The organism is Bacteroides salyersiae (assembly GCF_031172035.1).
Classification (GTDB): domain Bacteria; phylum Bacteroidota; class Bacteroidia; order Bacteroidales; family Bacteroidaceae; genus Bacteroides; species Bacteroides salyersiae.
In genome coordinates this window covers 3,979,503-4,004,219 of record NZ_CP133452.1, presented here as the reverse complement: position 1 = coordinate 4,004,219, position 24,717 = coordinate 3,979,503, and the positions used below count along the sequence as shown (strand labels likewise).

At 45.7% G+C, this 24,717-nt stretch carries 25 protein-coding genes; all 25 read left to right on the top strand.

Annotated elements, in window-relative coordinates; all coding sequences use genetic code 11:
- The first annotated feature begins 227 nt into the window (after positions 1 to 227).
- The 25 genes from RB604_RS14965 to RB604_RS14845 all read left to right on the top strand — a co-directional run bounded on the left by RB604_RS14965 (position 228) and on the right by RB604_RS14845 (position 24,317).
- Positions 228 to 479: a hypothetical protein gene (locus RB604_RS14965; RefSeq protein ID WP_008640079.1), complete on the top strand. Its 252-nt coding sequence runs from the start codon at positions 228 to 230 to the stop codon at positions 477 to 479.
- A complete protein-coding gene (locus RB604_RS14960; protein WP_118023898.1) occupies positions 476 to 826 on the top strand; it encodes a hypothetical protein in 351 nt (116 codons plus the stop codon). Before RB604_RS14965 ends, RB604_RS14960 begins: the two co-directional genes overlap by 4 nt.
- Entirely contained in the window at positions 823 to 1,179 is a 357-nt protein-coding gene (locus tag RB604_RS14955) for a hypothetical protein (RefSeq protein ID WP_008775594.1), read from the top strand. The genes RB604_RS14960 and RB604_RS14955 overlap by 4 nt, the downstream gene beginning before the upstream one ends.
- Complete coding sequence (locus tag RB604_RS14950) at positions 1,176 to 1,550, top strand: hypothetical protein (protein ID WP_118023900.1); 375 nt, start codon at positions 1,176 to 1,178, stop codon at positions 1,548 to 1,550. Before RB604_RS14955 ends, RB604_RS14950 begins: the two co-directional genes overlap by 4 nt.
- Positions 1,551 to 1,563: 13 nt before the next feature.
- Positions 1,564 to 1,797, top strand: a complete 234-nt coding sequence (locus RB604_RS14945) for a hypothetical protein (protein WP_022042347.1) — start codon at positions 1,564 to 1,566, stop codon at positions 1,795 to 1,797.
- A gap of 155 nt (positions 1,798 to 1,952) precedes the next feature.
- On the top strand, positions 1,953 to 2,180 hold the full coding sequence (locus RB604_RS14940; RefSeq protein ID WP_120070034.1) for a YfiM family lipoprotein: 228 nt from the start codon (positions 1,953 to 1,955) through the stop codon (positions 2,178 to 2,180).
- Positions 2,181 to 2,199: 19 nt separating this feature from the next.
- Positions 2,200 to 2,568 (top strand): hypothetical protein, encoded by a 369-nt coding sequence (locus RB604_RS14935; protein WP_007478410.1) that lies wholly within the window; start codon positions 2,200 to 2,202, stop codon positions 2,566 to 2,568.
- 13 nt (positions 2,569 to 2,581) lie between these two features.
- Positions 2,582 to 3,103 (top strand): hypothetical protein, encoded by a 522-nt coding sequence (locus tag RB604_RS14930; protein WP_182426360.1) that lies wholly within the window; start codon positions 2,582 to 2,584, stop codon positions 3,101 to 3,103.
- Complete coding sequence (locus RB604_RS14925) at positions 3,091 to 3,369, top strand: hypothetical protein (protein WP_004318191.1); 279 nt, start codon at positions 3,091 to 3,093, stop codon at positions 3,367 to 3,369. Before RB604_RS14930 ends, RB604_RS14925 begins: the two co-directional genes overlap by 13 nt.
- Before the next feature lie 4 nt (positions 3,370 to 3,373).
- Entirely contained in the window at positions 3,374 to 4,738 is a 1,365-nt protein-coding gene (locus tag RB604_RS14920) for a hypothetical protein (protein ID WP_120070027.1), read from the top strand.
- Positions 4,731 to 5,432 (top strand): hypothetical protein, encoded by a 702-nt coding sequence (locus tag RB604_RS14915; RefSeq protein ID WP_120070024.1) that lies wholly within the window; start codon positions 4,731 to 4,733, stop codon positions 5,430 to 5,432. The genes RB604_RS14920 and RB604_RS14915 overlap by 8 nt, the downstream gene beginning before the upstream one ends.
- Positions 5,416 to 6,366 (top strand): DUF6712 family protein, encoded by a 951-nt coding sequence (locus RB604_RS14910; protein WP_120070021.1) that lies wholly within the window; start codon positions 5,416 to 5,418, stop codon positions 6,364 to 6,366. The genes RB604_RS14915 and RB604_RS14910 overlap by 17 nt, the downstream gene beginning before the upstream one ends.
- 9 nt (positions 6,367 to 6,375) lie before the next feature.
- Positions 6,376 to 7,188, top strand: coding sequence for a hypothetical protein (locus RB604_RS14905; protein WP_120070017.1), 813 nt, complete (start codon positions 6,376 to 6,378; stop codon positions 7,186 to 7,188).
- Entirely contained in the window at positions 7,185 to 7,619 is a 435-nt protein-coding gene (locus tag RB604_RS14900) for a lysozyme (protein WP_007478404.1), read from the top strand. Before RB604_RS14905 ends, RB604_RS14900 begins: the two co-directional genes overlap by 4 nt.
- Positions 7,616 to 8,062, top strand: a complete 447-nt coding sequence (locus tag RB604_RS14895; RefSeq protein ID WP_120070014.1) for a hypothetical protein — start codon at positions 7,616 to 7,618, stop codon at positions 8,060 to 8,062. The genes RB604_RS14900 and RB604_RS14895 overlap by 4 nt, the downstream gene beginning before the upstream one ends.
- 4 nt (positions 8,063 to 8,066) lie before the next feature.
- Positions 8,067 to 8,477, top strand: a complete 411-nt coding sequence (locus RB604_RS14890; protein WP_117683870.1) for a hypothetical protein — start codon at positions 8,067 to 8,069, stop codon at positions 8,475 to 8,477.
- Positions 8,478 to 8,510: 33 nt separating this feature from the next.
- Positions 8,511 to 8,816: a DUF4160 domain-containing protein gene (locus tag RB604_RS14885; RefSeq protein WP_117683871.1), complete on the top strand. Its 306-nt coding sequence runs from the start codon at positions 8,511 to 8,513 to the stop codon at positions 8,814 to 8,816.
- Between the two features lie 6 nt (positions 8,817 to 8,822).
- Complete coding sequence (locus tag RB604_RS14880; protein ID WP_004318202.1) at positions 8,823 to 9,062, top strand: DUF2442 domain-containing protein; 240 nt, start codon at positions 8,823 to 8,825, stop codon at positions 9,060 to 9,062.
- A 5-nt stretch (positions 9,063 to 9,067) separates the two neighbouring features.
- Positions 9,068 to 9,295: a helix-turn-helix domain-containing protein gene (locus RB604_RS14875; RefSeq protein WP_004303369.1), complete on the top strand. Its 228-nt coding sequence runs from the start codon at positions 9,068 to 9,070 to the stop codon at positions 9,293 to 9,295.
- Positions 9,292 to 9,528 (top strand): hypothetical protein, encoded by a 237-nt coding sequence (locus tag RB604_RS14870; protein ID WP_117683872.1) that lies wholly within the window; start codon positions 9,292 to 9,294, stop codon positions 9,526 to 9,528. The genes RB604_RS14875 and RB604_RS14870 overlap by 4 nt, the downstream gene beginning before the upstream one ends.
- Positions 9,529 to 9,638: 110 nt before the next feature.
- Positions 9,639 to 13,940, top strand: coding sequence for a phage tail tape measure protein (locus RB604_RS14865; protein WP_117683873.1), 4,302 nt, complete (start codon positions 9,639 to 9,641; stop codon positions 13,938 to 13,940).
- A gap of 9 nt (positions 13,941 to 13,949) precedes the next feature.
- On the top strand, positions 13,950 to 16,103 hold the full coding sequence (locus RB604_RS14860; RefSeq protein WP_008640107.1) for a hypothetical protein: 2,154 nt from the start codon (positions 13,950 to 13,952) through the stop codon (positions 16,101 to 16,103).
- Positions 16,048 to 16,356, top strand: a complete 309-nt coding sequence (locus tag RB604_RS14855) for a hypothetical protein (protein WP_240059978.1) — start codon at positions 16,048 to 16,050, stop codon at positions 16,354 to 16,356. Before RB604_RS14860 ends, RB604_RS14855 begins: the two co-directional genes overlap by 56 nt.
- On the top strand, positions 16,353 to 17,519 hold the full coding sequence (locus tag RB604_RS14850) for a hypothetical protein (protein WP_117683874.1): 1,167 nt from the start codon (positions 16,353 to 16,355) through the stop codon (positions 17,517 to 17,519). Before RB604_RS14855 ends, RB604_RS14850 begins: the two co-directional genes overlap by 4 nt.
- A gap of 9 nt (positions 17,520 to 17,528) precedes the next feature.
- Positions 17,529 to 24,317 (top strand): leucine-rich repeat domain-containing protein, encoded by a 6,789-nt coding sequence (locus RB604_RS14845; RefSeq protein ID WP_309005640.1) that lies wholly within the window; start codon positions 17,529 to 17,531, stop codon positions 24,315 to 24,317.
- Positions 24,318 to 24,717: the final 400 nt, after the last annotated feature.

The window sequence follows — 24,717 nt, the reverse complement described above, 5'->3', positions numbered from 1 at the left end:
TGTCAAAATTGCTACCGCTGGTGCGGTCCGGTGAGTCTCGGTTATTGGCTCGAATAAACAACGGGCTTTTTTTATGCTCGGTATTTATCTATTTTAGATATATAAGGCGGTTGCCTTTCCCTATTACTTTTAACCCGTTCATCGGACGGTTTGCGGTAGTGATTTTGACGAATTAGGGGAAATGGTAGCCGCCTTTCTCTTTTTTAATAGTCAAAATCACTATCATTATGAAAAAAGAATTTCAATCCGGCACAAGCTACGTGCCTTCGTTCCGTACTGGTAGCACGGACGTAAACACGATCCAACATCGTTATTTCCAGGAACCGAAACAGGAATGTACTGTTTGTTCAACTTCTGGGGCTTATTACTTATCTGCTATCGCTTGTTTCTGTCTTACTTTTATCTATCCACCGGCTGTCATTGGTGCAGTTATATGTGTGTGTCGTGCCAAGAAAGCGAGGAAAGGAGGCCGAAAATGACATCTTATTTTATAGAGCTTAACGAGTATAAGCCACAGAATCGAAAATGTGCTGAAATGGCAGAGTTTGCAAACCAGTTTGGTAATACGCTTTGCCCTGATAAAATTTCCTTCGATGCTTTTAAAACTGAACTGGAAGCAAAGGTAAAGGAGCTGAACGAGAAATACCCTAAAACAATGCCGCTGAAGATATCTTCCGGTAGCGGGTTTATTCATATAGACCAGGACACTAAAACACATAATAACGGCTGTGACAAGCCGGTAGCCTATTTTTTTATTTACCGGGTTAAAAGAATATATAGGTTTTCAGAGCGTCCCCAGATAGAAAAGAAAGGAGGTTCCGAATGATATATACTGAATATCAGCAAGTGTTACTTACCCAATTACAAAACAATGATAAAAGAATTGAGGAGATAAAGAAGGAACAGGAAGAAATACAGGGGATGTTTCTACAAGAAAGTAAATTTAAACCGGGTGATCTGGTACAGGTTGATTATAAAATAAGTAATGCTACTTTTAAAGTTCGTGGCTGGATTTTCCGGATTACATTCTGGAGGAATCGCCCGTATTATCACCTGAATTTACCCAAGAAAGACGGTTCCCGCGGATTAAGGGTTAAAAGTATATGCGACGGGGTACTGGAAAGTATAACAAGTATTTCACATATTAAATTAGAAGACTTAAAAGGAGGTGCCAAATGAATACAAATAATCCTGATATCCTATTTTTCGTTAGACGTGAATACGGTGCGCCTTCCATTGAACTAAGGGCTTATAAGGTGGAGAAGGTTAACAATGAGTTTGCTTTCCTCGAACTGGAACGTTTGCGGTTGGTTGTTTTCTCCGGTGATTTTCAGTCTGTATCACTTCATCACGAGTACGGTAAAAACAACTGTATGTATAATAGTGCTAATAATATACCGGATTTGATGAAAGACATGAAGAGGTGGCAGTTATCGCCCATTGACAGACGTAATTATGAACGCTTTAGAAAAGTCGCCCTCGGGATATACCGGCAGGCCGGAATAATTGATTTCACTACCTTAGAGACTACACCGATTAAGAACGTTTAAAGAAAGATTTGTTATGAAAGACATAGAAGTAAACGGCGCACATATCACAGATGAAAGTGCCGAAATATTGAAACAGTGGCAAATTAAGACAGAACCGGTTTCCGCTTGTTACATACGGGTAATAGAGGAAACGATCGACGATTTGACCGATGAAGAGAGCGAACCTCTTTCTCCGGAAAAAATTGTAGGGCGAATCAGGACTTTACGTATGATGAAAAAAGACATCGAAAAGTTGTCTAATCCTTAATATTAATAATTTAGCATACCGGCTGAAAAGGCAGCCGTTGGGTTTAAGTCCCAGGTTAGGGTTTGTTTGTGCCGGGGTGGTTCCCGGCACTTTTTTTATGTCCTTTTCGTCCGTCTCCGTTCTTCCCACCTTTGCAGTAACCAATCATTCAAATTATGAAAATAGGAACGGACAAATGGAAGCATTTCGGGATTAATTACGCTATATGTGCCCTGTTGGGTAATTATGGTGTTCCCTTTGCCCTGGGTGCTTCATTGGGTAAGGAATACGGGGATAAAATGTCACCCGGTAATAAATGGGACTGGAAGGATATTCTGGCAGACCTGGCCGGGATCGTGGCGGGTTATTTGACGCATGTATGTATAGTTTGGACCATAATGTAGAATTTTCAACTTTATCAATATGACGGAAACGATAATTACAGCGATTATTACGGCTCTTTGCACGGGTGGCCTGACCTGGTTATTTACTCTCCGATATACTCGTAAACAGGCAGAAGCTGATGCCATGAAGTCAGTACAAGAGGTTTACCAGGAACTAATAGAAGATATGAAGAATGACCGTAAGGAGCTAAAGAACGCATACCAGGAACAGAAAAAACGGTTTGACGAAGTGGATAACAAGTACAAGGAAGTCCTGCAGAAATGTAACGAAATGGAAAAGGCTATCAAGCAGAACGCTCGTGTAATGGACACTATGAAGCCGTTTCTTTGCGGCGTGAAGAATTGCCCGAACCGTAAATCTATCACTTTTGACACTAATAATAATTAACGACTTAATAAACATGAGACATGGAATCGTACACCTACTTATTTTTATTTGTTTTGCAGCTTGTTTTTACGGTTGTCGTTCTCCTCACTCTGTTACACGAAAAACGGTTACAGAAGCAACTGGAGAAGAAAAACAAACAACTACTGACGGAGCTATTGAACTTGCGCGAAGAGATTCAAGCAATGAGGAGCACGTACTTGACGTTTACCGGGAAGATAGTACGCATATCCGTATCAACTACGACAGCCTCGGAAGAATTAAAGAAATTGATTTCAGCAACCGAAAAACTGAAAAAAGAACTGGAAAGAATCAAAGCAGCTCCTTCCAGGATCATAAGGAAACTACCAGTAAAGCGGAAACAGTCGTTACCCGTAAATCCGACGTTAAGCAACAAAGCCAGGAAAAAGAAAAGGTTACAAACGGGTGTAGCTTATGGACGTTCCTAAAATTCATGTTTCTCTTTCTATCCTTTTGTCTGGTCCATGATAACTGGGGCAGGATTAAAAGTTTTATCCGCCGGCTATGGAAAAAATAAACCTTTATGTAGCGGTAGAACAGATGAAGCGGATTACCATTTCTGGGGGAACCTTTTCTATCAAGTTCCGGAAATGGAACCGGCAGACACGGGACGGCGGCGACATGGTGATACTCACTGCCGCCCGTTTGAGGAAAAAGGCGACGGATGAAAGCATTGAAAATTCAAGCTATAAACTATTTCTGACGGACACCACAACGGGCCGGCCGCTGAATTGCTGGGAATGTCTGGTAATGGAGTTCAACGGGAAAAGAATAACGATTTAAGATTATGGAAATAAGACGAAGTGGCAACTTTGGAATTATAGATACCGGCACTGACAAGGGTTTGATCTCCTTTTCTATCGGTGGCCGCGGTAAAGGTTGGGAACCTTCCAGCATCCAGTTGAACCGGCGGGGTGCTTTCTTTTCGCGGAAGATCAGCGTAAACGGTACCTTTATCGTTCCCATGGGTGACAATAACGACATGCCGGGCGAGGTCATGCGTTTACTGGATAAATTCTATGCCGGTGAAGGTATTATGGGTAAAATAGCCGGTTTGCAGTGGGGAGAAGGCCCGCGGCTGTATGAGGATGCAATCGACGAAGAGAATAACCGTTTTTACCGTCGTTGGAAACTCGATCCGGAAATAACCGCCGACCTGGAGTCGTGGGATTACACGACAGTTCTTCACCGCTCACTCGTAGACTTAACACACATGCAGGGCTTTTTTATAAAGTTTGTCCGGAACCGTGCGCCGCGTGTGGGCAATCCCGGGCGTTTGGTACGGCTGGAACATATTCCCTATCAGAAGGCCCGCCTGGTATATCCTCCCGACGGCGAGGATGAACCGCAGGAAGTACTTGTGGGCGACTTTCCTTATCCTGATCCGGCTTATACTTACCGTTACCCGGTCTTTGATCCGGCCCACCCGTTCAAATATCCGGTTTCTGTGAAATACTATAATATCTATTCCTTTTGCAAGGATTTCATGAGTACGCCACGTTTTCTGGGTGCGCTTGACTGGCTGGAGCTTGCCGGCGGTCTGGCCGCTATCCTAATCGCCTATAACGAAAACGCTTCGGCTATTTCCCTACATATCGAATCGCCGCAGTCTTACTGGGACCGCGCGGAAGCACGTATAAAACAAGTTTGCGACCGTACGGGCGAAAAATACACGGCCCAAATGCTGGAAGATTTTAAGGACGAAGCTATGGAGAAATTCGCTTCCAACATTACCGGAAGGCAGAACGCCGGGAAATACATGCACACGACTAAATTCTGGAATCCGGAAGCGAATAACTTTGAGGGCTGGACGGTGGAGCCGCTGGATAAGAAGATAAAGGATTATGTGGACGCCCAAATTAAGATATCAAATAAGGCGGACGCTGCCGCTACTTCCGGCTTCGGTCTTGATCCGGTACTTTCAAATCTGATTATAGAAAACAAGCTCTCTTCCGGATCGGAGAAATTATATAGTCTGAAAGTGTATAACGCTTCCGAAACGGCTATTCCGGACATGATCCTTTGTAAACCGTTACAGCAGTATATTAATGCCAATTTTCCGGGTACCACTACGAAAGTAGGGCTTTATCGTACCATAGTAGAAGCGGAACAGAACGTTTCACCCTCTAACCGTATGAAAGAAAATGCGTAGTCTGTTTTTCACACCAAAACCGGAAGATGTGCCGGAAGAACCGGTAAACGACCGGCAACCGGAAGAGAACCGGGCCGACAACATCCCGGACAAGCATATAAAGGCCCACCGGACGAAAAACGTTCATTTTGACCGGCGAGTAAAATCGGAGCTGCACCTGGAAGAGTGTTTGCCCTGGCATTTTGAGAAAGGGGCAGCTTATCACTGTATCAGTCATGGGGACGTTGACAGCCTTACTTATCTTCGCGTGATCGTGAAGCAACAACCGGTAGAATATGTTCTAATTTCTACCTGGTGTATGGCAATTACCGATGTTAAGGAGGTGGAGAAATGGCTGGAGAGAAAAGACATAGGGCACGCAGATTTTTATGTAGGTGAAATTTTTCAAGGTTCCTATGCGGATGTTTATTTATACTTAAAGAAGGTGGCGGAACGTTTTGGATCACGTGTCTGTATCTTCCGTAACCATGCTAAAGTAATGGCCGGTTTTGGTAATGCTTTTGATTTTGTAATAGAAAGCTCGGCCAATATAAACACCAATCCGCGCACGGAGCAGACCTGTATAACGATAGATACCGGGCTGGCCCGCTTTTATAAGGAGTTCTACGATGAAATAAATAATTTCACGAAAGATTTTGATAATTGGAAACCATATACACTAAAAAGAGATCGAGCAAATGACGAGGTTATTTAATAAAGGCGGTGACGGTGCCGGTGAAATAGTCCGTGTTCTGGGCCTGATTGATAATGATCTTGATTTTACCAAGTGGGAACCTATCTTACCGCTGGGGATTCGGGATTTACAGGCTATCATCGGTGCGGAACCTATAGACGCGGTAGATAAGTATTACCGTGAAGATCATGCGGATGTTACGGAAACGGATAGCATGGCGGAAACTTTGCGGCTGATGCAGCAGGCGGTGGCGATGTTTACCTGGTTAAAGGTCATTCCCACTTTGGACGCACAACACGGAACGGCCGGACGTGGCAAACACCTTGGAGAGAATGAAACGGGTATGACCGCCTTACAGGAGTTCAAGGATGAAGAGAATATCCGGAACCTGGCTTATGAAGCCGTAGACGCGTTGGTGGAGTTAATGGACCGCGAAAAGTTTGATTTCTGGATGAATGGCATTAAGAAAAAGGCTATAAACCGGCTTCTTATTCAGAATAAGGAAACGTTCGATGAATATTACAATATCGGAAGTCACCGGCTTTTCCTGGTGCTTATTCCTATGATCCGGGAAGTCCAGGACGGGCAGATAATACCTGTTATCACCCGGAACCGTTATAATAAACTGATTGAAGGCGATACCGTTTTAACGGAAAATTTGCTGGAGTATGTACGCCGCCCGCTTGCACTTCTTACCATAAAAAAAGCCGTTGAACGTTTACCGGTGGAAGTTCTGCCTAATGGAATCGTACAGGTACAACAGAGCACAACCGTACGGGATAAATTGCGGGCGGAAAAAGAGGCCCGGCAATCGGTTGCTAACAGTTTGGAGCAGGACGCGGCGGCTTACCTGGATGTATTGCAGGATATCATCAGGGAACTGGATGCGCAGTCGGAAACGGTGGATTACTATATACCGGGCGTTACCGTACAATCTAAGGGAATAACTTTTTAATGTCCGGACATGGAGAAGTTTACATATAATAGTAAGACGGTGGAGGTTCCTTCTTGCCTGGATGAAGTCAGTAGTGATCAGTACCGGCAATTTCTTATATTGTCGGTACTGATGAACCGCGGTACGATCAGCCCCGGACAGTTCCGCGTAAAATGGCTTTCTTTCCTTCTGGGCATGAAAGCGGATTACACCATGTATCGGCGTGAGATCATCCGGGAGCTGGACGGGCAACTGGAAAAGCTGGACGGCTTTTTCTCTTATACAACCGGTAAGGAGGGCGAGCGGATCGTTACGCCCATTCTGAAAACCGGTCGTAACCTGATGCAGGATTTCGGGGGTTGGCATGGTGTCGGTGACATGCTGAACGGTCTTACTTTTGGTAACTTTTGTGATTGCCTGGATTTGTTGCAGCAAAGCAAGCAGGCAGCGGCAGAAAAGGACGAACCGGCTATAAATGAAATCTTCCAGGATATCACGTTAAAGCTTTACCGGTATAAGGACCCGGAGAAGATACCGGCCGTTCCTTCCTTGCTTGCCATTCATGCGGTAAACTTCTTTTCTGCCGTTTGGGAAATGGTTCTTTCCGGACCGGTTTATATCAGCGGTGAAGCTATCGACTTTCGGATATTGTTTCAGAAGCTGGCATCCGAGGACCGGAAGGTGGACGATAAAACCGGCTGGACCGGAATAGTCTTTGAAGTGGCGGCTTCCGGTGTGTTTGGAAATAAGAAGGAGGTGGACGATACGCCCTTTTGGGATGTATTGCTTTACCTGTATAAATGTAAGTTTGAGTATTTGCACCAAAAACGTAACAAGAAATGAGAACGACAACAAGAACAAAAAACAAGATCAAGAAATTTGAAGGGTTACGCCTGAAAGCGTATGTATGTGCCGCGGGAGTATGTACGATCGGTTACGGTCATACGGCCGGCGTAAAACCGGGTGATGTTATCACCGAGGCCCAGGCCGATGCTTTCTTTGAATCGGATATCAGGGCGGTAGAAAACCAGGTAAACGCGCTTCCCCTTGATTTGGGACAGTACCAGTTTGACGCGGTAGTAAGCTTTTGCTTTAATGTAGGTATCGGAAAATTAAAGAAATCAACGCTTTATAAGAAGATCAGAGCAGATGCGTATGATTCATCCATACCGGCAGAGTTTAAAAAGTGGATATACGGAGGCGGTAAGATTCTTCCGGGGCTTGTTACCCGCCGTGAATGGGAGGCAAAACGTTATCAGGGATTGACGATATGATAAATATAAAGGTTTACCGTGAATACTGGGAAGGCGTACAAAAACGTATTCCTGAAATAAAGAAGGTGCTGCCCGTTACCATTGACGAGGAAATGAGTAAGACGATACAGGGACTATCTAAAGAAGAATGTCCGGTGCTCTTTATTCTGATCCCGTCGGGAACGGGCGCCAGCCTTTCGGCTGATAATGTGAGGGAAAATAATTTATGCGTTATTTTCCTTATGAGCAAGTACGATCCCCAACGGAAAGGGGCTTATGAGACTATCGAAGAGGTGCAGCCGGTTATGGAGCGTATCAAACAAATGCTGATAGAAGATTCTGCCACCGGTTGCCCTGTCACTAAGGAACTGGATTTAACCAGCCTTTCCACTCTTCCGGAATCCGGCTTTTACCGGACGTTTGCGGGGTGGAGCCTGGCTTTCTCATTTAAAACAAGATTCTAACTGAATGGCCGAGAATTTTAAAACGGATTTTTTTACCGACCGGATCGGGCGTGGAATACAGGACATATTTCAAGCCCAACTGGATATCGCTACCAAACGGATTTACCAGAAAGGCCGTGAGCGTAGGAAAGTACAGGGAACCGGGGAGATCATACAAGGGCGATCCGGTGCATTAATGGCCGCACTACAGAACCCGAATTATTCGGTCATTCCGGACGGCGAAGGAGTAATCGCACATTCTAACCTTCCATTATATACCCGCTTCCTGGATATGAAGAAACACGGTAATTACCAGATTTATAACCGGCAGATATACGGGATTCTATATCATGACACACTCGGGAAGATTAAATATGAATATCAGGATTATGTAAGGGAAAGGGTAAAAGAAATGTTTGCCAGTTCGCTAAAATAGGTAATAAAATTAATACCTAAATATTTGTAGGTAATGATTTTATTACCTATCTTTGTTTCAGTAACCAATAAAACAAAGTTTATGCCTGAAATTTGTAGATTCTTCGGTATTATTATATTCCTCTATTGGAAAGATCATAATCCGCCACATATTCATTTTACTTATGGTGATTATGAATGTTCTATTAGCGTATTGGATCGGATTGTAGACGGTCGGGCTCCAGCTAAAGTTATTGCAAAAGTAAATGAGTGGATTAACTTGCATGAAGCAGAAATACTTTCTCTTTGGGAAAAGGCCCAAAAAGGGGAAAAAATAGATAAAATTGAACCATTAAAATAAACGCTTATGTTACGAGTTATAGATGTGGATTATATTAGGAATTACGAGCTTCTTGTTACTTTCAGCGACGGGAGTAAAAAGATCGTAAATTTGGAACCTTATCTTACAGGTGAGGTTTTCGGGGAGTTATTGGATAAGGAAAAATTTGTTCAATATGGTTTAACCCGTGCTACTATTGAATGGGCCAACGGTGCCGACCTTGCACCGGAGTTTTTATATGAAATTGGTATAGCTGCATATTTTTAGACCCTATGAATGATTGTTTAGCTATTCAAGATAAGAAGGAAGAAACTTTCTTATATCGGATTTTTATTTCTCACCCGGAACTAAATGCTTCTGCGGTGGCTCGACGTATGGGAATAAGTCAAAGCCTTATGTCTCAATATATAAGTGGAATAAAAAAGCCCTCACAAGAACGGGAGGCCCTAATAGTAAATACTATTAAAGATATCGGTAAAGAACTAACGATGATTGTATGACATACGAAGATATTTTATTTTTGATCGGCTTTTTCCTGGTAATAGTTTTTTTCGTAGGATGTAAGCATAAACCGGCTACTTTATCCGGGTGGCTTGCTTTTGCCTTTCTTTCCTTTATCGTGACGCCTCTTATATCAGTTCCTTTAACCTGGTACGTTTGCCGGATGCTTGATCGGGCAACAATTAAGGATAAAGGATATTTTGATCCTTCGGATTTTACATTTAAGAGATAAAATACTTTCTTCTTAGTATAATAAGCCTGTAGAATGGTTCTACGGGCTTTTTTTATGTCCTTTTCCGCCACTTTACACCAGGATAATTTTGCCTTATAAAATTTACTCTTATGGCAAAATTAAAACCTGACTATATCGAATGGGTGTTAACCCTGAACGCCTCCGATGCGCAGAAGGAAATACATAATCTTTCAGAAAAGAACAAGGAGCTCCGGGATAGCAATAAGGAGATAAAAAAGTCTATGACCGATTTAATCGCCACTGGGAAAGCTGGCGGTAAACAATGGAAAAGGCTTGATGATCAACTGAAAGAAAATAATAAGACGATCGGTGAGAATAACAAGAAGATTGCCGAATGCGAGAAACGGCTGGATAAAACCACCATGAGCGCAAACCAGCTGGCAAGGAAAGCAAACGCCTTGCGAAAAGAGCTTCGCAATACGGTGAAATCCTTGCAGCCGGAAAAATATGCCGCCCTGGAGAAGGAACTGAAAGAAGTTGAAAAAGCATACGGGCAGGCAACGAAGAAGGCGGAAGGTTTCGGCGGTTCCCTTCTTTCCTTGAACAAGATAAAAACGGTTCTGGCCGGTGTGTTTGTCACTATCGGCGCAATGATAACCGGGCAGATTGTCGGCGGGCTAAGGGATGCGATCAGTACTATTATAGAGTTCGAGAAGAAAAACAGTACGTTGGCCGCTATCCTGGGAACTACGAAAAAAAGTATCAAGGATTTAACGGATGAAGCGCGCCGGCTGGGTGCTACTACTTCTTATACGGCCGCACAGGTAACGGCACTTCAGATAGAGCTTGCCAAGCTGGGATTTTTCAAAGAGGATATTAAAGCGATGACGCCTTCCGTGTTGAAATTCGCTAAGGCGGTGGACACGGATCTTGCCTCGGCTGCTACGCTTGCCGGTGCAACATTGCGTATTTTCAATCTTGATGCAGAAGATACGGAACGGGCTGTTTCTACTATGACTATGGGATGTAACGCATCCGCTTTAAGTTTCGAGTACTTAAATACGGCAATGTCTATTGTTGGGCCGGTTGCAAATTCTTTCGGGTTCACGATTGAAGAAACTACCGCCCTTTTGGGTGCTTTGGCAAACAGCGGTTTTGACGCTTCATCGGCAGCGACGGCAACACGTAATATTTTGCTTAACCTGGCTGACAGTAGCGGCAAACTCGCACTTGCTCTCGGTGGTCCGGTGGATAATCTGGAAGACCTGGTAAAAGGACTTAAAAAATTAAACAGTGAAGGAATAGACCTTAATAAGGCACTGGATTTAACGGATAAACGTTCGGTTGCCGCATTTAATACCTTTTTAAATGGTACTGATACCGTTTTAAATCTCCGTGATGCAGTAACCGGAGCCGAAGAGGGATTTAACGCCATGTCCGAAGAAATGGGTGATAACGTTCAAGGTGCATTAAACCGGCTAAGTTCAACTATCGAAGGGGTAGTTTTACGTTTCTATGAATCAAAGGGTATTCTCCGGGATTTAATAGACCTTGTTACGCTTATGGTGGAAGGTGTAGGGGGTATGATTGACATGTTTAATAAATGGGGTGTTGTCACTTATACCGTTACCGCTTATCTGGTTTCTTACTATGGAGGACTGAAAATCACTACCATGTGGCACGCCCGTTTTAAAACGGCGACCCTTGCTTCGGTCGTTGCAGAGAAAGCGCACGCCGTACAGCTTTATATCAGCCGGGCGGCTACTCTGACTTATGCGGCAGCCCAGGCACTATTACACAAGAATACTACCAGATGTACCGCTGCACTCCGGTTAATGAGGATCGAACTTTTGAAGAATCCATATACGGCCCTGCTCGCGTTACTCGTGGCAGCCGGTGTTGCTATCTACCAGCTTGCAAAGAAGACGGAACAGGCTTCGGCGGCGATGAAGGCCCACCAGGAAGTCGTAAAGAAAGTGAATGAAGAATATTCCAGCCAGGAAGCAAAAATAAAAACTCTTGTAGCTGCTATCAATGATGAGAACCTTTCCAACTACACCCGTAAACAAAGGCTTGCGGAATTAAAAGAACTGATACCGGATTATAATGCGGAATTGAATGAAGAAGGCAGGCTCATAAACAACAACAAGGAGGCCATAGATCAATATTTAGTTTCCTTGGAAAAACAAATCAAGTTGAAAGCTTACCAGGAGGAACTGGAAGAATTGTACAAGAAAAAAAGGAATCTTGAAAGCCAGGAATCAGAGCAAAGCGACGCTTATTGGGACACCCGCCAGCAAAATACATTGTCAGGATATAACCGGAACAGTCTTACCGCTAAAATAAGCCGTTTATTTGGTACAGAAAAAGAGGCTAACCAGTTGAAAGCTCTACAAACAACACAGAAGGATTTGGCCGGTATAGAATCAGCAATCGCCCAGATCAATAATGATATCTTAAAAACAGAGGCGACGGCCACTTCATTAACCGGAACCAATAAAGAAAATATAAATACTGAAACATCCCTTATAAAGAAACTGGAGGCCGAAAAGAAAAAGGTTCAGGAACAGTGGGCGGAAGACAGCGAAGCGAATATCGCCAAGAAAAACAAGGAAATAGAACGTATCGACACCGAAATAAAACGTTTAAACGAACTGGGGAAGGTCAAAAAGAAAGCGGAAGCCGGGGAGTATAAAAATACAGAAACGGACGCTACATTAAAACCTCTGGAGATCGAGCACGAAAAACGTATGCTTCTAATCAAAAAGAACCGGGAAAAGGAAAATAAGACGGAAGCCCAATACATTCTCGAAGGAACAGCGGAAAACCTTCGCTATTACCGGGAACGTATCGACGCACTCCAGAAGCTGGAAGCAAAAACGCCGGCCCAGAAGAAGAAGTTACTCGATGAAATCCACAAGCTCGAAACAGAAGCACAGACGGCCATTTTTACGGAAACCGGCAAGCAGGAGGACGCCCGTATAAAACTGGTACAGGAGAAACGGGACGAACGGTTAAAGATTGAAACCGCCTATTACAACGTCCAGAAGGACACCATGGAAAAAGCGGTATTAAACCAAAGTATCACGCAGGAAGCCGCCGACGCCTATATGTTGAAAGTTGAAGCGGAGCACGCTGCAGAACTCCTGGAGATAAACCGTACTTACCTGGATGATGTAAACGCCCTGGAGATCACCAGTAAACAAAAACGTATAGATACTGTTACGGAAGCCGCCGACGCCGTGCGTGAAACCGAGATGCAGCTACTACGTGACCAGGCGGCCATTGCTCAAAAAGTACGTGAAATAACTTCCGTTCCGATAGGAATAACCGGTATGCAGGAGGCACACCGGAAGCAGGTTCAGGATGTAGAAACGACTTATAATGCCATAATTGAGATAGCGAGACAGGCGGGGATTTCTACCGTTGGTTTGGAGAAACAGAAACAGCAGGAAATTAGCCAGCTTGAATTTGATTATCAGAATAGTTTATATCAGATTCAATCCCAGATCGGCGTATCATGGGCACAGGAATACCAGAATGAACTGGCCCTGTTAAAGAATCTGCACGATCAGGAATTAATAGACGAAAAGACATACCAGCGTAAAAAGCTGCAAATGCAGATGAATAACGCTAAAAAATACTTTGACTATTATTCCGGCCTTTCCTCTTCCATGGTGGAAGCTATTCAACAGGCCGAAATCGACCAGGTGGAAGCAAAATACGATGTTCTCATACAGGAAGCCGAGAACAACGGGGAAGATACTGCCGCTCTGGAAGAAGAGAAGGAAAATAAGAAACTGGAAATTCAAAAGAAGTATGCGGATGTAAACTTTGCTATCAAGTGTTCCCAGATCATAGCAGATACGGCCGTTTCGATTATGAAGGCGTACGCGGACCTCGGGCCGATCGCCGGAACCGTTGCTGCAGTAATGCTTGCGGCTACCGGTGTGGCCCAGCTTGCATCGGCCAAAGCAGAACGGGACAGGATTAAAAACATGTCCTTGAAAAACACTACCGGCAGCAAGACTGCCACGGCTGAACGTGTTGTTTCCGGTTCTTCTGGAAGCGGGTATTATGAAGGCGGTTACACCGGTTCCGGTGGACGTTATGAAGTGGCCGGCGTAGTTCATAAGGGGGAATATGTGGTACCACAACCGGAAATGAATAATCCTAAAGTAATCGACGCCGTTAGTACTATCGAAGCGATCAGGCGGCAACGTACCAATGCCAACCCGTTGCCACAGAATCCGGGTGAATATGCGGAAGGCGGTTACGTCACTTCCCCTGCAGGTGATTCTTCCTACCGGGAGTTCCTGGAAGCAGCAAAGGAGCTTCGCGCCTCCTGTGAGGCTATCAAATTGATAAAGGCCTATATCGTTTATCAGGATTTGGAGAAGGCCAAAGAAACTATAGATAACGCCCGCGACACCTTTACACGCGGAAAATAAGTAATCATTATGCTAAAGATAAAGACGAACAAAGGTTATCTGGATTTAGGGGGAGACTTTACCGTACAGATTGATGAAAAATCCCCTGTCATGAACGACCGGGGATCGCAAACCGTACCGGTTACGGTTCCATGTACCGGCAACAATGCTAAAATAACCGGTTTTGCTCACCGTCTCGACATGGGTATAAAGCCGATGAATGAAGATCAGGCATGTACGGTATTGGACGGAGCATATAAACGTACCGGGAAGATAAATATTGTTTCCGCCGGTAAAAAAGAAGGTATTACCCTTAACATCGGCTTTGACAATTCGGAAGCCTACAGCGCATGGAAAGCAAAAAAATTAAATGCTATTACATTACCAGTGAAGGAGTATAGCAGCGTTAATTCTCTTTGCGCACATTTGCAACAAGTTTTAGGAGGTTATCAGACTGATTATGCCGTATTTCAGATTATGACCGGTAACGATTCGAAAGATAATCAGTTTTACCCTAAATACTTGAACTATATCACACCTGTATCAGAAGGAAGCAAAGTTTATCGGTTACGTTATCAAGCAAGAACAGAAACTTTTTTAGTAAATGGAACTCCGACTGCAGTAACACTTCCGGAAGGTTACGGCGTGACAGCCTTTTTATATGTATGGCGTGTACTGGAACTTGTTTTTTCCGAATTTGGATATACAATAATGGAAAATCCTTTTAAAACAGATAAACAACTTTATAACTTGGTAATCCTGAATAATGCGGCCGACTGTTGTGTTAAAGGAAAACTTTCTTACGCGGATTTGATGCCGGATTGTACGGTCGAGGACTTTTTAAACGCCCTTTATGTGCGTTTCGGACTGGTTTATAATGTTTCTTCCGATACGAAAACGGCCACTTTAAGACTGATCCGGGATATTGTGGATGATGTTCCGGACATTGATTTATCCCGTAGCCTGACAGACGAACCTTTAATAACTTATGAAACGGCCCGGCAAATGAAGTTATCGGCCAAAACTTCCTTTACCGGTGCGGCCCCCTCTGTTGAAAGACTTGAAGATTACTTGAAAGATCAGAAAGTCGCAAGGTTAACTAAAGTTGATGTATCTAAAAGGGTGATACATCTAAATTATGAGGAAACAACAGGACGGTGGTTTAAATGGGATGAAGATAATAACCGCCTTACTTATTCTTCATCGAGTTTCTTTTCCTGGGATCGGAAAACCGACAATATCGAAGATAACGAATTAACCAGCGACGACGAATGCGTTCCAATGGATTTTGCCCCGAATGATATTCTTTCCCCTCAATATCTTGCTGATTACGTGCACCGTTACACGTATCTTAAAACTTCCTCTAATAATAACGATGAAGACTCGGAGAAGGTGGAAACACCGTTATCCTTCGTGTTTGCGTTTACGTCTTCCCAAAATAGTAAATATCCTTTCGGTTCTGTGTTACCTTACACCTCTGACGCCGAAGAGGTTATATTAAGAGACGGAAGCAAGCATACAATGTCGCTATTTTTTCAATATGATAATGGCCTGTTTTTTAACTTCTGGAGGAAATACGACGCTATATTAAGACATTCATTCAATAAGATAGAGGCAAACGTTTTGTTACCGGTTCACCGGCTTACGGGTATGGATATCTTAACACCGGTAATACTTCGAGGACAATATTTACTTTTTGACGGGCTTTCTTATTCTCTTCCGGCAAATAAGATTGTACCCGTTGATCTGACATTAAGAACACTCCGGTTGATTGGTCCGTACGATTTGGATAAGGAACAGGAAACACCCGTTTTTGGTTCCAGGCTTTTTACGTGGGAATTTATAAGTTCAAATATAGAAACAGCCAAAGAAAATGAAAGGAACAGGATTTTACAACAGGCGAGGGATGAATGGAACAAAAGGCCGACCGCTGTGAACGAAATGAAATCAATAACTTACTCGCTTGACGGATATACAACTCGTAATGATGATAAATACTTGGTTGAAAACTATCCCCAGGAAGCGGGAATTACATTACAAAGGAACTATAAATGTAAAGCGACAGCAATAATAAGTATTTACTACGAGCCTGGAAGTTTTACTCCCGGTACATATCGGGATGTTACGTATGAATCCGAATTTGAATATACAGATACTTTTGTTTCTGTTGTCTATTCCGGTTAATCCCGTCCTTTATTCTTCCTTTGATAAACCCAACTTTTGCACCATGGAAAAGCAGAATAACATCATCCTTGCCCCGTCTTCTTCACAGGTGACGGAGCTTTATAAGCTTTGGAGGGAAAACCATGCGGGGCGGCTCTCGGACTTTTACAAGTTCCTGACGTCTCCCACGGATCAGCGCGACCGTTTCCTCTCCGGGCTTGAAAATAAGAGTGAGTTTAACGGAATATTCATCGTTAACACCTTTGAATTATGAGTTTGACAGCAAGCATCGACCCGACGGAAAACGCCTTTACCAGAAATCCAGTCTATCTTTCGGTAGAAACTACTTCTATGGTGACGTATAATATTATGCACTGTTTAAACTTTGAATACCGGAGGTCTTTATTTACCGGCAACGGTAACGGAAGTTTCAAGGTAAATATTGCCGAAGTTCTGGAAACAGTGTTTGAGGATATCCCCGTTTTAAGTGGAAGTAGTGATATATTGATAAACCTTTCCTCCGGCTGGTACAACAAGGCTACTATCATGATTATCATGCAGAATGAAGAAGCGGAAACGGAAACCCTGGTTTTAGCCGCCTGGCGTGGAGGTATCGGCAAACGGGCTTTTAAGAAGCTGCATGAAGAGGGTAATAATATCTTTTCCTTGAAGTTTCTGAATGAATCCTGTAATTTCTTCTTTACCACCCGGAGCAACGACTGGCGTATAACGATGCGCGAGACGGAGCTTTACCCGCTCTGTTTCATCTATCCGGAGCATGAGCTGAAAATAACGGAACTTCTTACCGGGCAAAGCCTTGCAGTGCCAGGCCGGGTAGAGAACTTTTGCGCCTTGAACCTGGAGGCCGTAAGACTTAAATTCTTTACCGATTACGGGGTACTGGGCAACCTTTTTGACGTGTATAGCGGTGAAACGTTCGCCTGCCGGATCGGGATCGAGCAAAGCCCGACGGTCCGCGAGCATTACCGGCTCCGGTTCCTGAACAGTTACGGGGTTTACGAGGTGTTTTCCCTGGAAGGCGAGGCGAGCGTAACTCCCGGCATGGATGAAGACGAAGACGCTGTTTTCCGGCGTTACGATGAAATTACCGATGATTATTATTCGGATCGCATACGGACGGAGATACAGGAAGTCGTAACGATTAAGACGGGATTCAAACGCCCGCAGGAAATACGCTTTCTTCTTGACCTGCTTTCCTCCGATGATGTCTACCTGGCAGGTTACGGCCGGGAAGAGATCAAAGTAATTCCTTCGGCGGAAGAGTTTTCTTACCGTGTCCGTCCGGACGCGCCGCAGAACGTGACGTTAAAGCTCACGTTTGCCGACAAGGAGTCCAACTGGACGGGAGAAATCACGGAAAGCGGCTACCGGAAACCGCGGGTTCATTCCAAAGAGTTCAGCAAACAATTTAATTAATGTATCTATATGGCAACACAGGAGTATATCGATGATCTTATTATAGTCATTGAAACCGCGGAGGACGCGGAAAGCGTTACTAACCAAATGGTGGCGGCGGTTCTTGGCTTCTTGAACGAACACCTGAAACTGGTTTCCCAGGGTAAGGAAGTCGAGGCGGAGGAAGCCGCCCGCATTGCCGCCGATGCAGCATTACAGAAGGCTATAGACGCCGTTTCTTTACGTATCGACCGACTTGTCGGTAACAACGCTTCGCAGGCAATCGACAACTTTAACGAGATTCTTAATTTTCTGAACGGGCTTAAAGACAGTGATTCGCTTGCCGCATTGCTGGCTGATATTAACGCCCGTATCGGCAGTGAAGACGGTTCGGAGAGTGAAGACGGTTCCCTTTGGGGAAAACTGAAAAGTTTGTCCCAGGATATAACCAGTTGTTCCGATGACATAAGCACATTGCAGATAGACCGTGACAAAATGAAACAGGGGTTACAGGAAACGGACGGGCGTCTGTCTTCCACCTTTACCAATGTAAACAACCTTTTGAACGCCGGTACCGTTTATAGTGATCTGTCGGGGGTATTTGCAGCATTGAAAACGGCGGGAAAGATTAACAATGTACGGAAAAACGGTGTAATCCTTTCTTTTCTTACTGCCGACGGCTGGGTGACGAAACAATTTAGAGGTAATCCGGACACGGATTTTGAAAATGTCGAAAAGTGGGAGGATTTCGGCAGCGGCGGTTCGGCCGGCGGGAATACTTATAACGTAACCGGTAACATACCACTTGCAGAAGGTTTCTATACTCTTGCTTCCGCCATTGCCGCGGTACCGGAAAAACAACGCGGCCGGGGGCGTGTTATCACCTTTGAAACATCGCTCGGTAAATGGGAGACGTGGCAATTTGCCGGAACCGATCCGGCTGTCTGGGATCAGGAGGCGAGCTGGGAAGAGTTCGGCGGCAAAGGAACGGTAAAGAGTGTAACGGTAAACGGCGAGAAGCAGACGCCGGACGCGGCCGGTAATGTGAATGTAAACGTGGATATCCTGGAAGTGGACGAGACTTTGTCCGCCGATTCTACCAATCCGGTAGAAAACAAGGTAGTAACCGCCCGTTTTAACGAGGTGGACGCTTCCACGCTGTTTAATGTAAATGCGGAAGTAAGCGAGGATGAAACATCCGTCCGTCTGTCTTTCCAGAACAAAAGCGGCGCGGAAATTACCGCCGTGGATATCCCGGCCGGTTCCGGTGGAGGTTCCGGCGAAACGGTGGCTACTAAAATTGCCTTAAATGCGGCTGTAGATAACACCATAATCAAGGAAGGCGGAAACGCCCGTCTTACTTATACGTACGATCACCAGTACACCACGGGGGACGAAAAAGGGGAATCCACCGGGCAAAAGGCAGATATAACCGTTACGATTAGGCGTGGAACAACTACCATGTATTCCCAAACAGTCAGCGATGTTTCTAAAGGTAGTTACGAACTGGACCTTTCAAGTTACTTGCTTGTGGGAAACACGGATATTTACGTAGTGGCAACCACTACCGATCCGACTACTGGCAAGAAACAAACCCGGCAGGCATTTACATCCGTAAAGGTTGTCAGCCTTTCCCTTACCAGCTCTTATAATCTGGCCGGGGCCATAGCCGCTGGCGGTTATACGCTGGCCGATACGATTAATATTCCTTATGCCGTCAACGGTTCCGGAACAAAGGTCGTCACGCTTTATCTGAACGGCCAGCAACAGAACGCGCACACCATTACAAGATCGGGAACGACAAACGGCAGTTTCAGTTTGTCCCCGTCTTCGCTTGTAACCGGTCGGAATACCGTTCAAATGGTTGCCGAAATGGAGGCTTCCGCCGAGCTCGTGTTAAAGTCTGAAAGTATCTACATTGATATCCTGAAATCCGGAGGATCGGCACCGTTCATCGGCACGATGATAAGTTTTCCGGACGGCCGTATTTTTACGGAGGATCATCTTGTTCCGCGCCTGGAAGCGGGGCAGTACGAACAGGTGAAATTTAACTTTGTGGCTTATGATCCCGCCGCGACGCCGGCCAAAGTGGACGTTTACCGGGACGGGGTGAAAACGCAGTCTGTCAGTGTGGCCCGTACTACGCAGACATATACCAACCGTTTTACGGAACAGGGTGAAATCAATATGAAATTTAAGACGGGAGCCACGGAATACCCGTTTTATATCGACGTGACGGAAAGCGGCATCGACTTGCAAGAAACTACTGCCGGGCTTGTACTGAAACTTTCGGCAGCCGGGCGGAGTAACAGTGAATCCGATCCGGGAGCCTGGGATTATGGCGACATACATACAACGTTTGCGGGTTTCGACTGGAACAGCAACGGCTGGACGGGTGACGCCCTGAAACTTACAGGAGGCGCGAAGATTGAAATCGGGTACCAGCCGTTCTCCACAGATGCAACCACTACCGGGGCTACCTATGAAATGGAGATTCTTTGTTCGTCGGTAACGGACCGGCAGGGGGTAATACTGGACTGTATGGCCGGCGATATCGGTTTCCAAATGACAACGGAGCAGGCCCTTATGCGTGTTTCTGGCGGTACGGAAGTAAGTACAAAGTTTGCAAGTGATATGAACCTGAAAATAGCCTTTATTGTCGGGTCCAAGGCTGGCAAACGGTTGCTGGAACTTTATGTAAACGGAATCCGTTGCGGGGCTGTACAGTATGGGGCTACCGAAGGACTACTGCAGGCGGAACCGGTGAACATCCGTTTATTCAGTGATACGGCGGATGTGGAGATCAGGAATTTCCGTATTTATAACCGTGCGCTTACGGATGATGAAGAACTGAACAATTACATGGTAGACCGGACTACGTCGGACGAAATGGTCCTGTTATTTGAAAAGAACGATGTTACGGGGGACAACGGTACGGATATCGACATAGACAAGCTACGCGCCCAAGGAAAGGCGGTTATGCGAATTGTCGGCGATGTGAACCTTGTCAACGCCACCAATAACAAGAAATTCGAGGTCCCGGTCGATATCTATTTTTATAGCCCGTACGGTAAGGAGTATGACTTTGTAGCAAGGAATGTCGGTCTAAGAATACAAGGTACATCATCCACCACTTATCCGCGTAAGAATTACCGTCTTTATTTCTTGCGCTTGGAGAAATACGGTACCACGCTGGAAGTTAACGGCGTGGATGTGCCGTCTCTTGAATACAGTTTCAAACCGGGAGCACGGCCGATCAGTATATTCTGTTTGAAAGCGGACTTTTCCGATTCTTCCGGTACACATAATACCGGTGCGGTGCGTATTGTGAATGACATTTGGAAGAAGTGCGGGTGGTTGACGCCGCCGCAGGCTGCATATAAGGGGGAATATGACGTACGTATAGGTGTAGACGGTTTCCCTATGGACCTGTTTTATGATAACGACGGCACCGGTACGAATACTTATCTGGGAAAATACAATTTCAATAATGAGAAGTCGGAAAGTGCGATCATTTACGGTTTTGAAGGAATTGAAGGATTCAACGACGAAGCGTCCCTGAACGGGCAGCGTAACAAATGTATCTGTCTGGAGTTCCTGAATAACTCCGAGGCCCTTTGTTTGTTCGGGACTACCGACATGTCTTCTTTTGATGATGCGCTGGAATTTCGTTTCAAAGCAGATACTACCTGGGCGGATGCACACGAGGACGACAAGGCGGCAGTTATAAGACTTTGGAACTGGGTAGATTCATGTAAAGGTAATCCCGCCAAGTTCCTGGCGGAATATAACCAGTATTTCGGTAATGACAGCCCGTTTGCATGGTATCTGATTACCGATTACTTTATGGCCGTGGATAACCGGGCAAAAAATATGATGCTGGCGACCTGGGACGGCCTGATCTGGTATTTCCTTCCTTACGATATGGACACGTTGTTCGGTGTGCGTAATGATTCGGTACTGAAATACGAATATACCATTACCCACGAAAGTTTTGACGATAGTATCGGTAGTTATGCTTTTGCCGGCCATGATTCCGTTTTATGGGAACTGGTACGATCTTGTCCGGACAAATTGCGTGAAGTGGCGGAAACCTTGCGTAGCAATATGAGCCTTGAATATGTCCTGCAAGTATTTAACGAGGAACAAATGGGCAACTGGTGCGAGCGGATTTATAACAAGGATTCGGAATATAAATATATCCTTCCGCTTACCGAAGGGGTGACAACCGGCAGCGGAACCAGTTATTATAATTATCTGTATGCCTTGCAGGGAAGCCGTTACGCGCACCGTACTTATACCATTCAGAACCGTTTCGCCCTTCTGGATAGTCAATACGTGGCCGGTACTTATCGTCGTGACAGCTTCGCAGCTTATTTCGGGTATAAGTTCGGCAGCGATAACCGGAAAATTCGGATTACGGCCTCCGAACGGTATTATTACGGGTACGGTTACACGTCCGGAACACCGCACCAAAGCGCGGTACTTGCAGAAACGGCCGGGGCTGTGGTGGAACTGACAATGGACACGGATTTAATAGTAAACGATCCGCAATATTTCTACGGTGCAAGCCGTATTCGCGGGCTTGATCTGACGGATGTAGCCCACGCCATTGTCGGCACGTTGAACCTGAACAACTGTACGGCCTTGCGTGAACTGAATGTTAGCTGTGAGGCCGGACAGATGACACTTAATGCCCTTCTGGTGGGTAATTGCCGTAACCTTCGACAACTCGACATATCCGGGCTTAAATCCTCTTCCTTTACCGGTATGGACCTTTCAAGCAACACCAAACTTGAAACCTTCCTGGCCGGTGATACATCCCTTACCGGTGTGACATTCGCCGGCGGTGCGCCTCTGGCCGTTTGCGTCCTTCCCGCAACTTTGCAGACGCTGGAGCTCCGGTACCTGAACAAACTGACCAATGCAGGGCTGCAGCTGGAAAGCACGGCAAATATCACGCGCCTTGTGATTGATAACTGTAGCCTGATCGACTGGAACACGTTGTTACAGCAATGCAGCGCGACCAGCTATCTACGAATTACCGGTATAGATATGGACGGGGACGGAAGTTTGCTTCGCGGGCTTATGACAATGGGCGGTGTTGATGAAGACGGGGGAAACGTGCAGACGTGCCGCCTGGTGGGTACGTACCGGCTGACCCAGTCCATGTCGGACGAAGAGTACGCCGCCACCTGTGCGCACTTCCCGGAACTGAATATCATTCAGCCGCAGTTTGTCTGCATAAAAATAGACCAGACGGTAGAGGACGGGGAAAAGATTACAAACCTGGATAACTCTACCGGATATGACTATAATACGGAATTTACCCCGTCTTCCCATATCCTGGAGGTGTTGGCGAAAAGACATTGCGTTCTGGCCAAAAAGACGGCGGAGGGTGAAATGACCTGTTATCCGCTTCATGATGAGAGCCGGAACAAATACGCCGACAGTGACAGCGTGGAGAACGCCACGGATGCAGTATTAACCGGATCGGAAGGCGAAGTTTACGTATATGAGCCTCATTACTGGTACAAGGGAGTAACGGACGTGCTGAACCAATGTCTGTACGGTTTTATTTCAAGCAATGAGGATGCGCCGGCAGCGGCAGGGTACACCAGTGTAAAACTTACCCGCGAAGAGCTGGAGGTAACGGAAGGGATCGGGATTCGTAAGAATACGGATTACACGACCCTTGAAGAGGCGAAGAATGAATACGAATCCGGATCGTTCGCCCTGGTGGACGTGCGGGATTACAAGCAGGTCCGTTTCCCCGGTCTGGCTTCCACTCTTTACGGGGCTGCATTTATAGATGATACGGGCAAAATAGTAAGTCGGGTAAGCGTTTCAAACGCGAACGGTTTTATTAATGGTATGTACCTGTTTTGTGCTGTTCCCGCAGGGGCTACTTTCCTGGCCTTTACTTTCCTTAATTCGGCGGCCTTCGATTTCGTTTTACTCACAACGTCGGAAAGTGTGGAAGCGATCGAGCCGGACTGGGTAGAGCATACGGAATGCCTGGGCGGTGCTTATGAAGCCTACCTGATTGATGATGTGCTGCGTTCTGTCAGCGGTGTTTCAAGTGTAGGAACCATTTCACAGAGCCAGGCAGTCAAATACGCCCAGAATCGGGGCAAAGGTTTCCAGCTGTTCGACTGGGAGATGCACAAGGATGTGGGTAATCTGCATTTCTTTAAATACGGTAATACCGATTCGCAGGGAGTTTGCGGATATGGAACAAACAATTACCAGAAAGTGACAGGCCTTACCAATGCGCTGGGGATGCGTGATACGGTTTCTTATTATAAGGAAAAGGGCGGTTCCAATCCACAGGCGGAAGGTGCTTATCGGGACGGTGTAAATTATCAGTCCGTCAATGTGCTGGGATATGAGAATTTCCAGGGAAACAAGGCGGAATGGTTGCAGTATGTCACAGTAAACAAGACGGCGGCGGACGGAAGGTGGTTTATTACCATGCCGGACGGAACGGAACGCATTGTACAGGGAATTACTGTTTATAACGCGGATATTTATCCTACCCACATGGTTTGGGGCCAGTATATGGATTTGATTGCAGCTAAAGAAGGCGGTTCCACTTCCTCACATTGGTTCGATAGGTTCTATGTGGGTACCGGTCTTTCTCGTGTGGTGTGTCGGTCGAGCAGCTACGCGAGCGCGTTGGGCGGTGTTTCGTGTGCGCACGCGTATTACGATTCATCGTTCACGTATGCGGTCATCGGTGTTCGGCTTGCCTTCAGGGGCATAATACGCTGGGCGGGCAGCGTCGCGGCCTTTAAAGCCATAAATCAGGCAGATTAAGAGAAAAAACAGCAACGTAAAACGTTGTGCGGGTAGCGCGGGCGTCCGGAAAGTAAGACGGGCGCCGGTACTTCCGAAAAGTACAAAGGCGGATTTCCTCATATACACTCGTGTGGTGTATCGGTCGAACAACAACGCGAACGCGTTAGGCGGTGTTTCGTATGCGAACGCGAATAACGATTCATCGAACACGAATGCGAACATCGGTGTTCGGCTTGCAAACAATTAGAATAAAGAAAAAGCGCATAAGCCTTGAAAATTGGCGTACAACAGTGGGAACGTGTTCCCGGCGTGGAGCCAAGAGGAATGAGCCTCGCCAACAGCAGCCGTTTACGGTTGGAAAGGGGAAAAATAAAGCGCAGGGCAATGGGGTTTGGTAGGAAGTTTTTTCGAAGAAGCC

Coding starts and splice junctions, on each gene's coding strand:
- RB604_RS14965 (WP_008640079.1), top strand. CDS start 228: ATGAAAAAAGAATTTCAATCCGGCACAAGCTACGTGCCTTCGTTCCGT.
- RB604_RS14960 (WP_118023898.1), top strand. CDS start 476: ATGACATCTTATTTTATAGAGCTTAACGAGTATAAGCCACAGAATCGA.
- RB604_RS14955 (WP_008775594.1), top strand. CDS start 823: ATGATATATACTGAATATCAGCAAGTGTTACTTACCCAATTACAAAAC.
- RB604_RS14950 (WP_118023900.1), top strand. CDS start 1,176: ATGAATACAAATAATCCTGATATCCTATTTTTCGTTAGACGTGAATAC.
- RB604_RS14945 (WP_022042347.1), top strand. CDS start 1,564: ATGAAAGACATAGAAGTAAACGGCGCACATATCACAGATGAAAGTGCC.
- RB604_RS14940 (WP_120070034.1), top strand. CDS start 1,953: ATGAAAATAGGAACGGACAAATGGAAGCATTTCGGGATTAATTACGCT.
- RB604_RS14935 (WP_007478410.1), top strand. CDS start 2,200: ATGACGGAAACGATAATTACAGCGATTATTACGGCTCTTTGCACGGGT.
- RB604_RS14930 (WP_182426360.1), top strand. CDS start 2,582: ATGAGACATGGAATCGTACACCTACTTATTTTTATTTGTTTTGCAGCT.
- RB604_RS14925 (WP_004318191.1), top strand. CDS start 3,091: ATGGAAAAAATAAACCTTTATGTAGCGGTAGAACAGATGAAGCGGATT.
- RB604_RS14920 (WP_120070027.1), top strand. CDS start 3,374: ATGGAAATAAGACGAAGTGGCAACTTTGGAATTATAGATACCGGCACT.
- RB604_RS14915 (WP_120070024.1), top strand. CDS start 4,731: ATGCGTAGTCTGTTTTTCACACCAAAACCGGAAGATGTGCCGGAAGAA.
- RB604_RS14910 (WP_120070021.1), top strand. CDS start 5,416: ATGACGAGGTTATTTAATAAAGGCGGTGACGGTGCCGGTGAAATAGTC.
- RB604_RS14905 (WP_120070017.1), top strand. CDS start 6,376: ATGGAGAAGTTTACATATAATAGTAAGACGGTGGAGGTTCCTTCTTGC.
- RB604_RS14900 (WP_007478404.1), top strand. CDS start 7,185: ATGAGAACGACAACAAGAACAAAAAACAAGATCAAGAAATTTGAAGGG.
- RB604_RS14895 (WP_120070014.1), top strand. CDS start 7,616: ATGATAAATATAAAGGTTTACCGTGAATACTGGGAAGGCGTACAAAAA.
- RB604_RS14890 (WP_117683870.1), top strand. CDS start 8,067: ATGGCCGAGAATTTTAAAACGGATTTTTTTACCGACCGGATCGGGCGT.
- RB604_RS14885 (WP_117683871.1), top strand. CDS start 8,511: ATGATTTTATTACCTATCTTTGTTTCAGTAACCAATAAAACAAAGTTT.
- RB604_RS14880 (WP_004318202.1), top strand. CDS start 8,823: ATGTTACGAGTTATAGATGTGGATTATATTAGGAATTACGAGCTTCTT.
- RB604_RS14875 (WP_004303369.1), top strand. CDS start 9,068: ATGAATGATTGTTTAGCTATTCAAGATAAGAAGGAAGAAACTTTCTTA.
- RB604_RS14870 (WP_117683872.1), top strand. CDS start 9,292: ATGACATACGAAGATATTTTATTTTTGATCGGCTTTTTCCTGGTAATA.
- RB604_RS14865 (WP_117683873.1), top strand. CDS start 9,639: ATGGCAAAATTAAAACCTGACTATATCGAATGGGTGTTAACCCTGAAC.
- RB604_RS14860 (WP_008640107.1), top strand. CDS start 13,950: ATGCTAAAGATAAAGACGAACAAAGGTTATCTGGATTTAGGGGGAGAC.
- RB604_RS14855 (WP_240059978.1), top strand. CDS start 16,048: ATGAATCCGAATTTGAATATACAGATACTTTTGTTTCTGTTGTCTATT.
- RB604_RS14850 (WP_117683874.1), top strand. CDS start 16,353: ATGAGTTTGACAGCAAGCATCGACCCGACGGAAAACGCCTTTACCAGA.
- RB604_RS14845 (WP_309005640.1), top strand. CDS start 17,529: ATGGCAACACAGGAGTATATCGATGATCTTATTATAGTCATTGAAACC.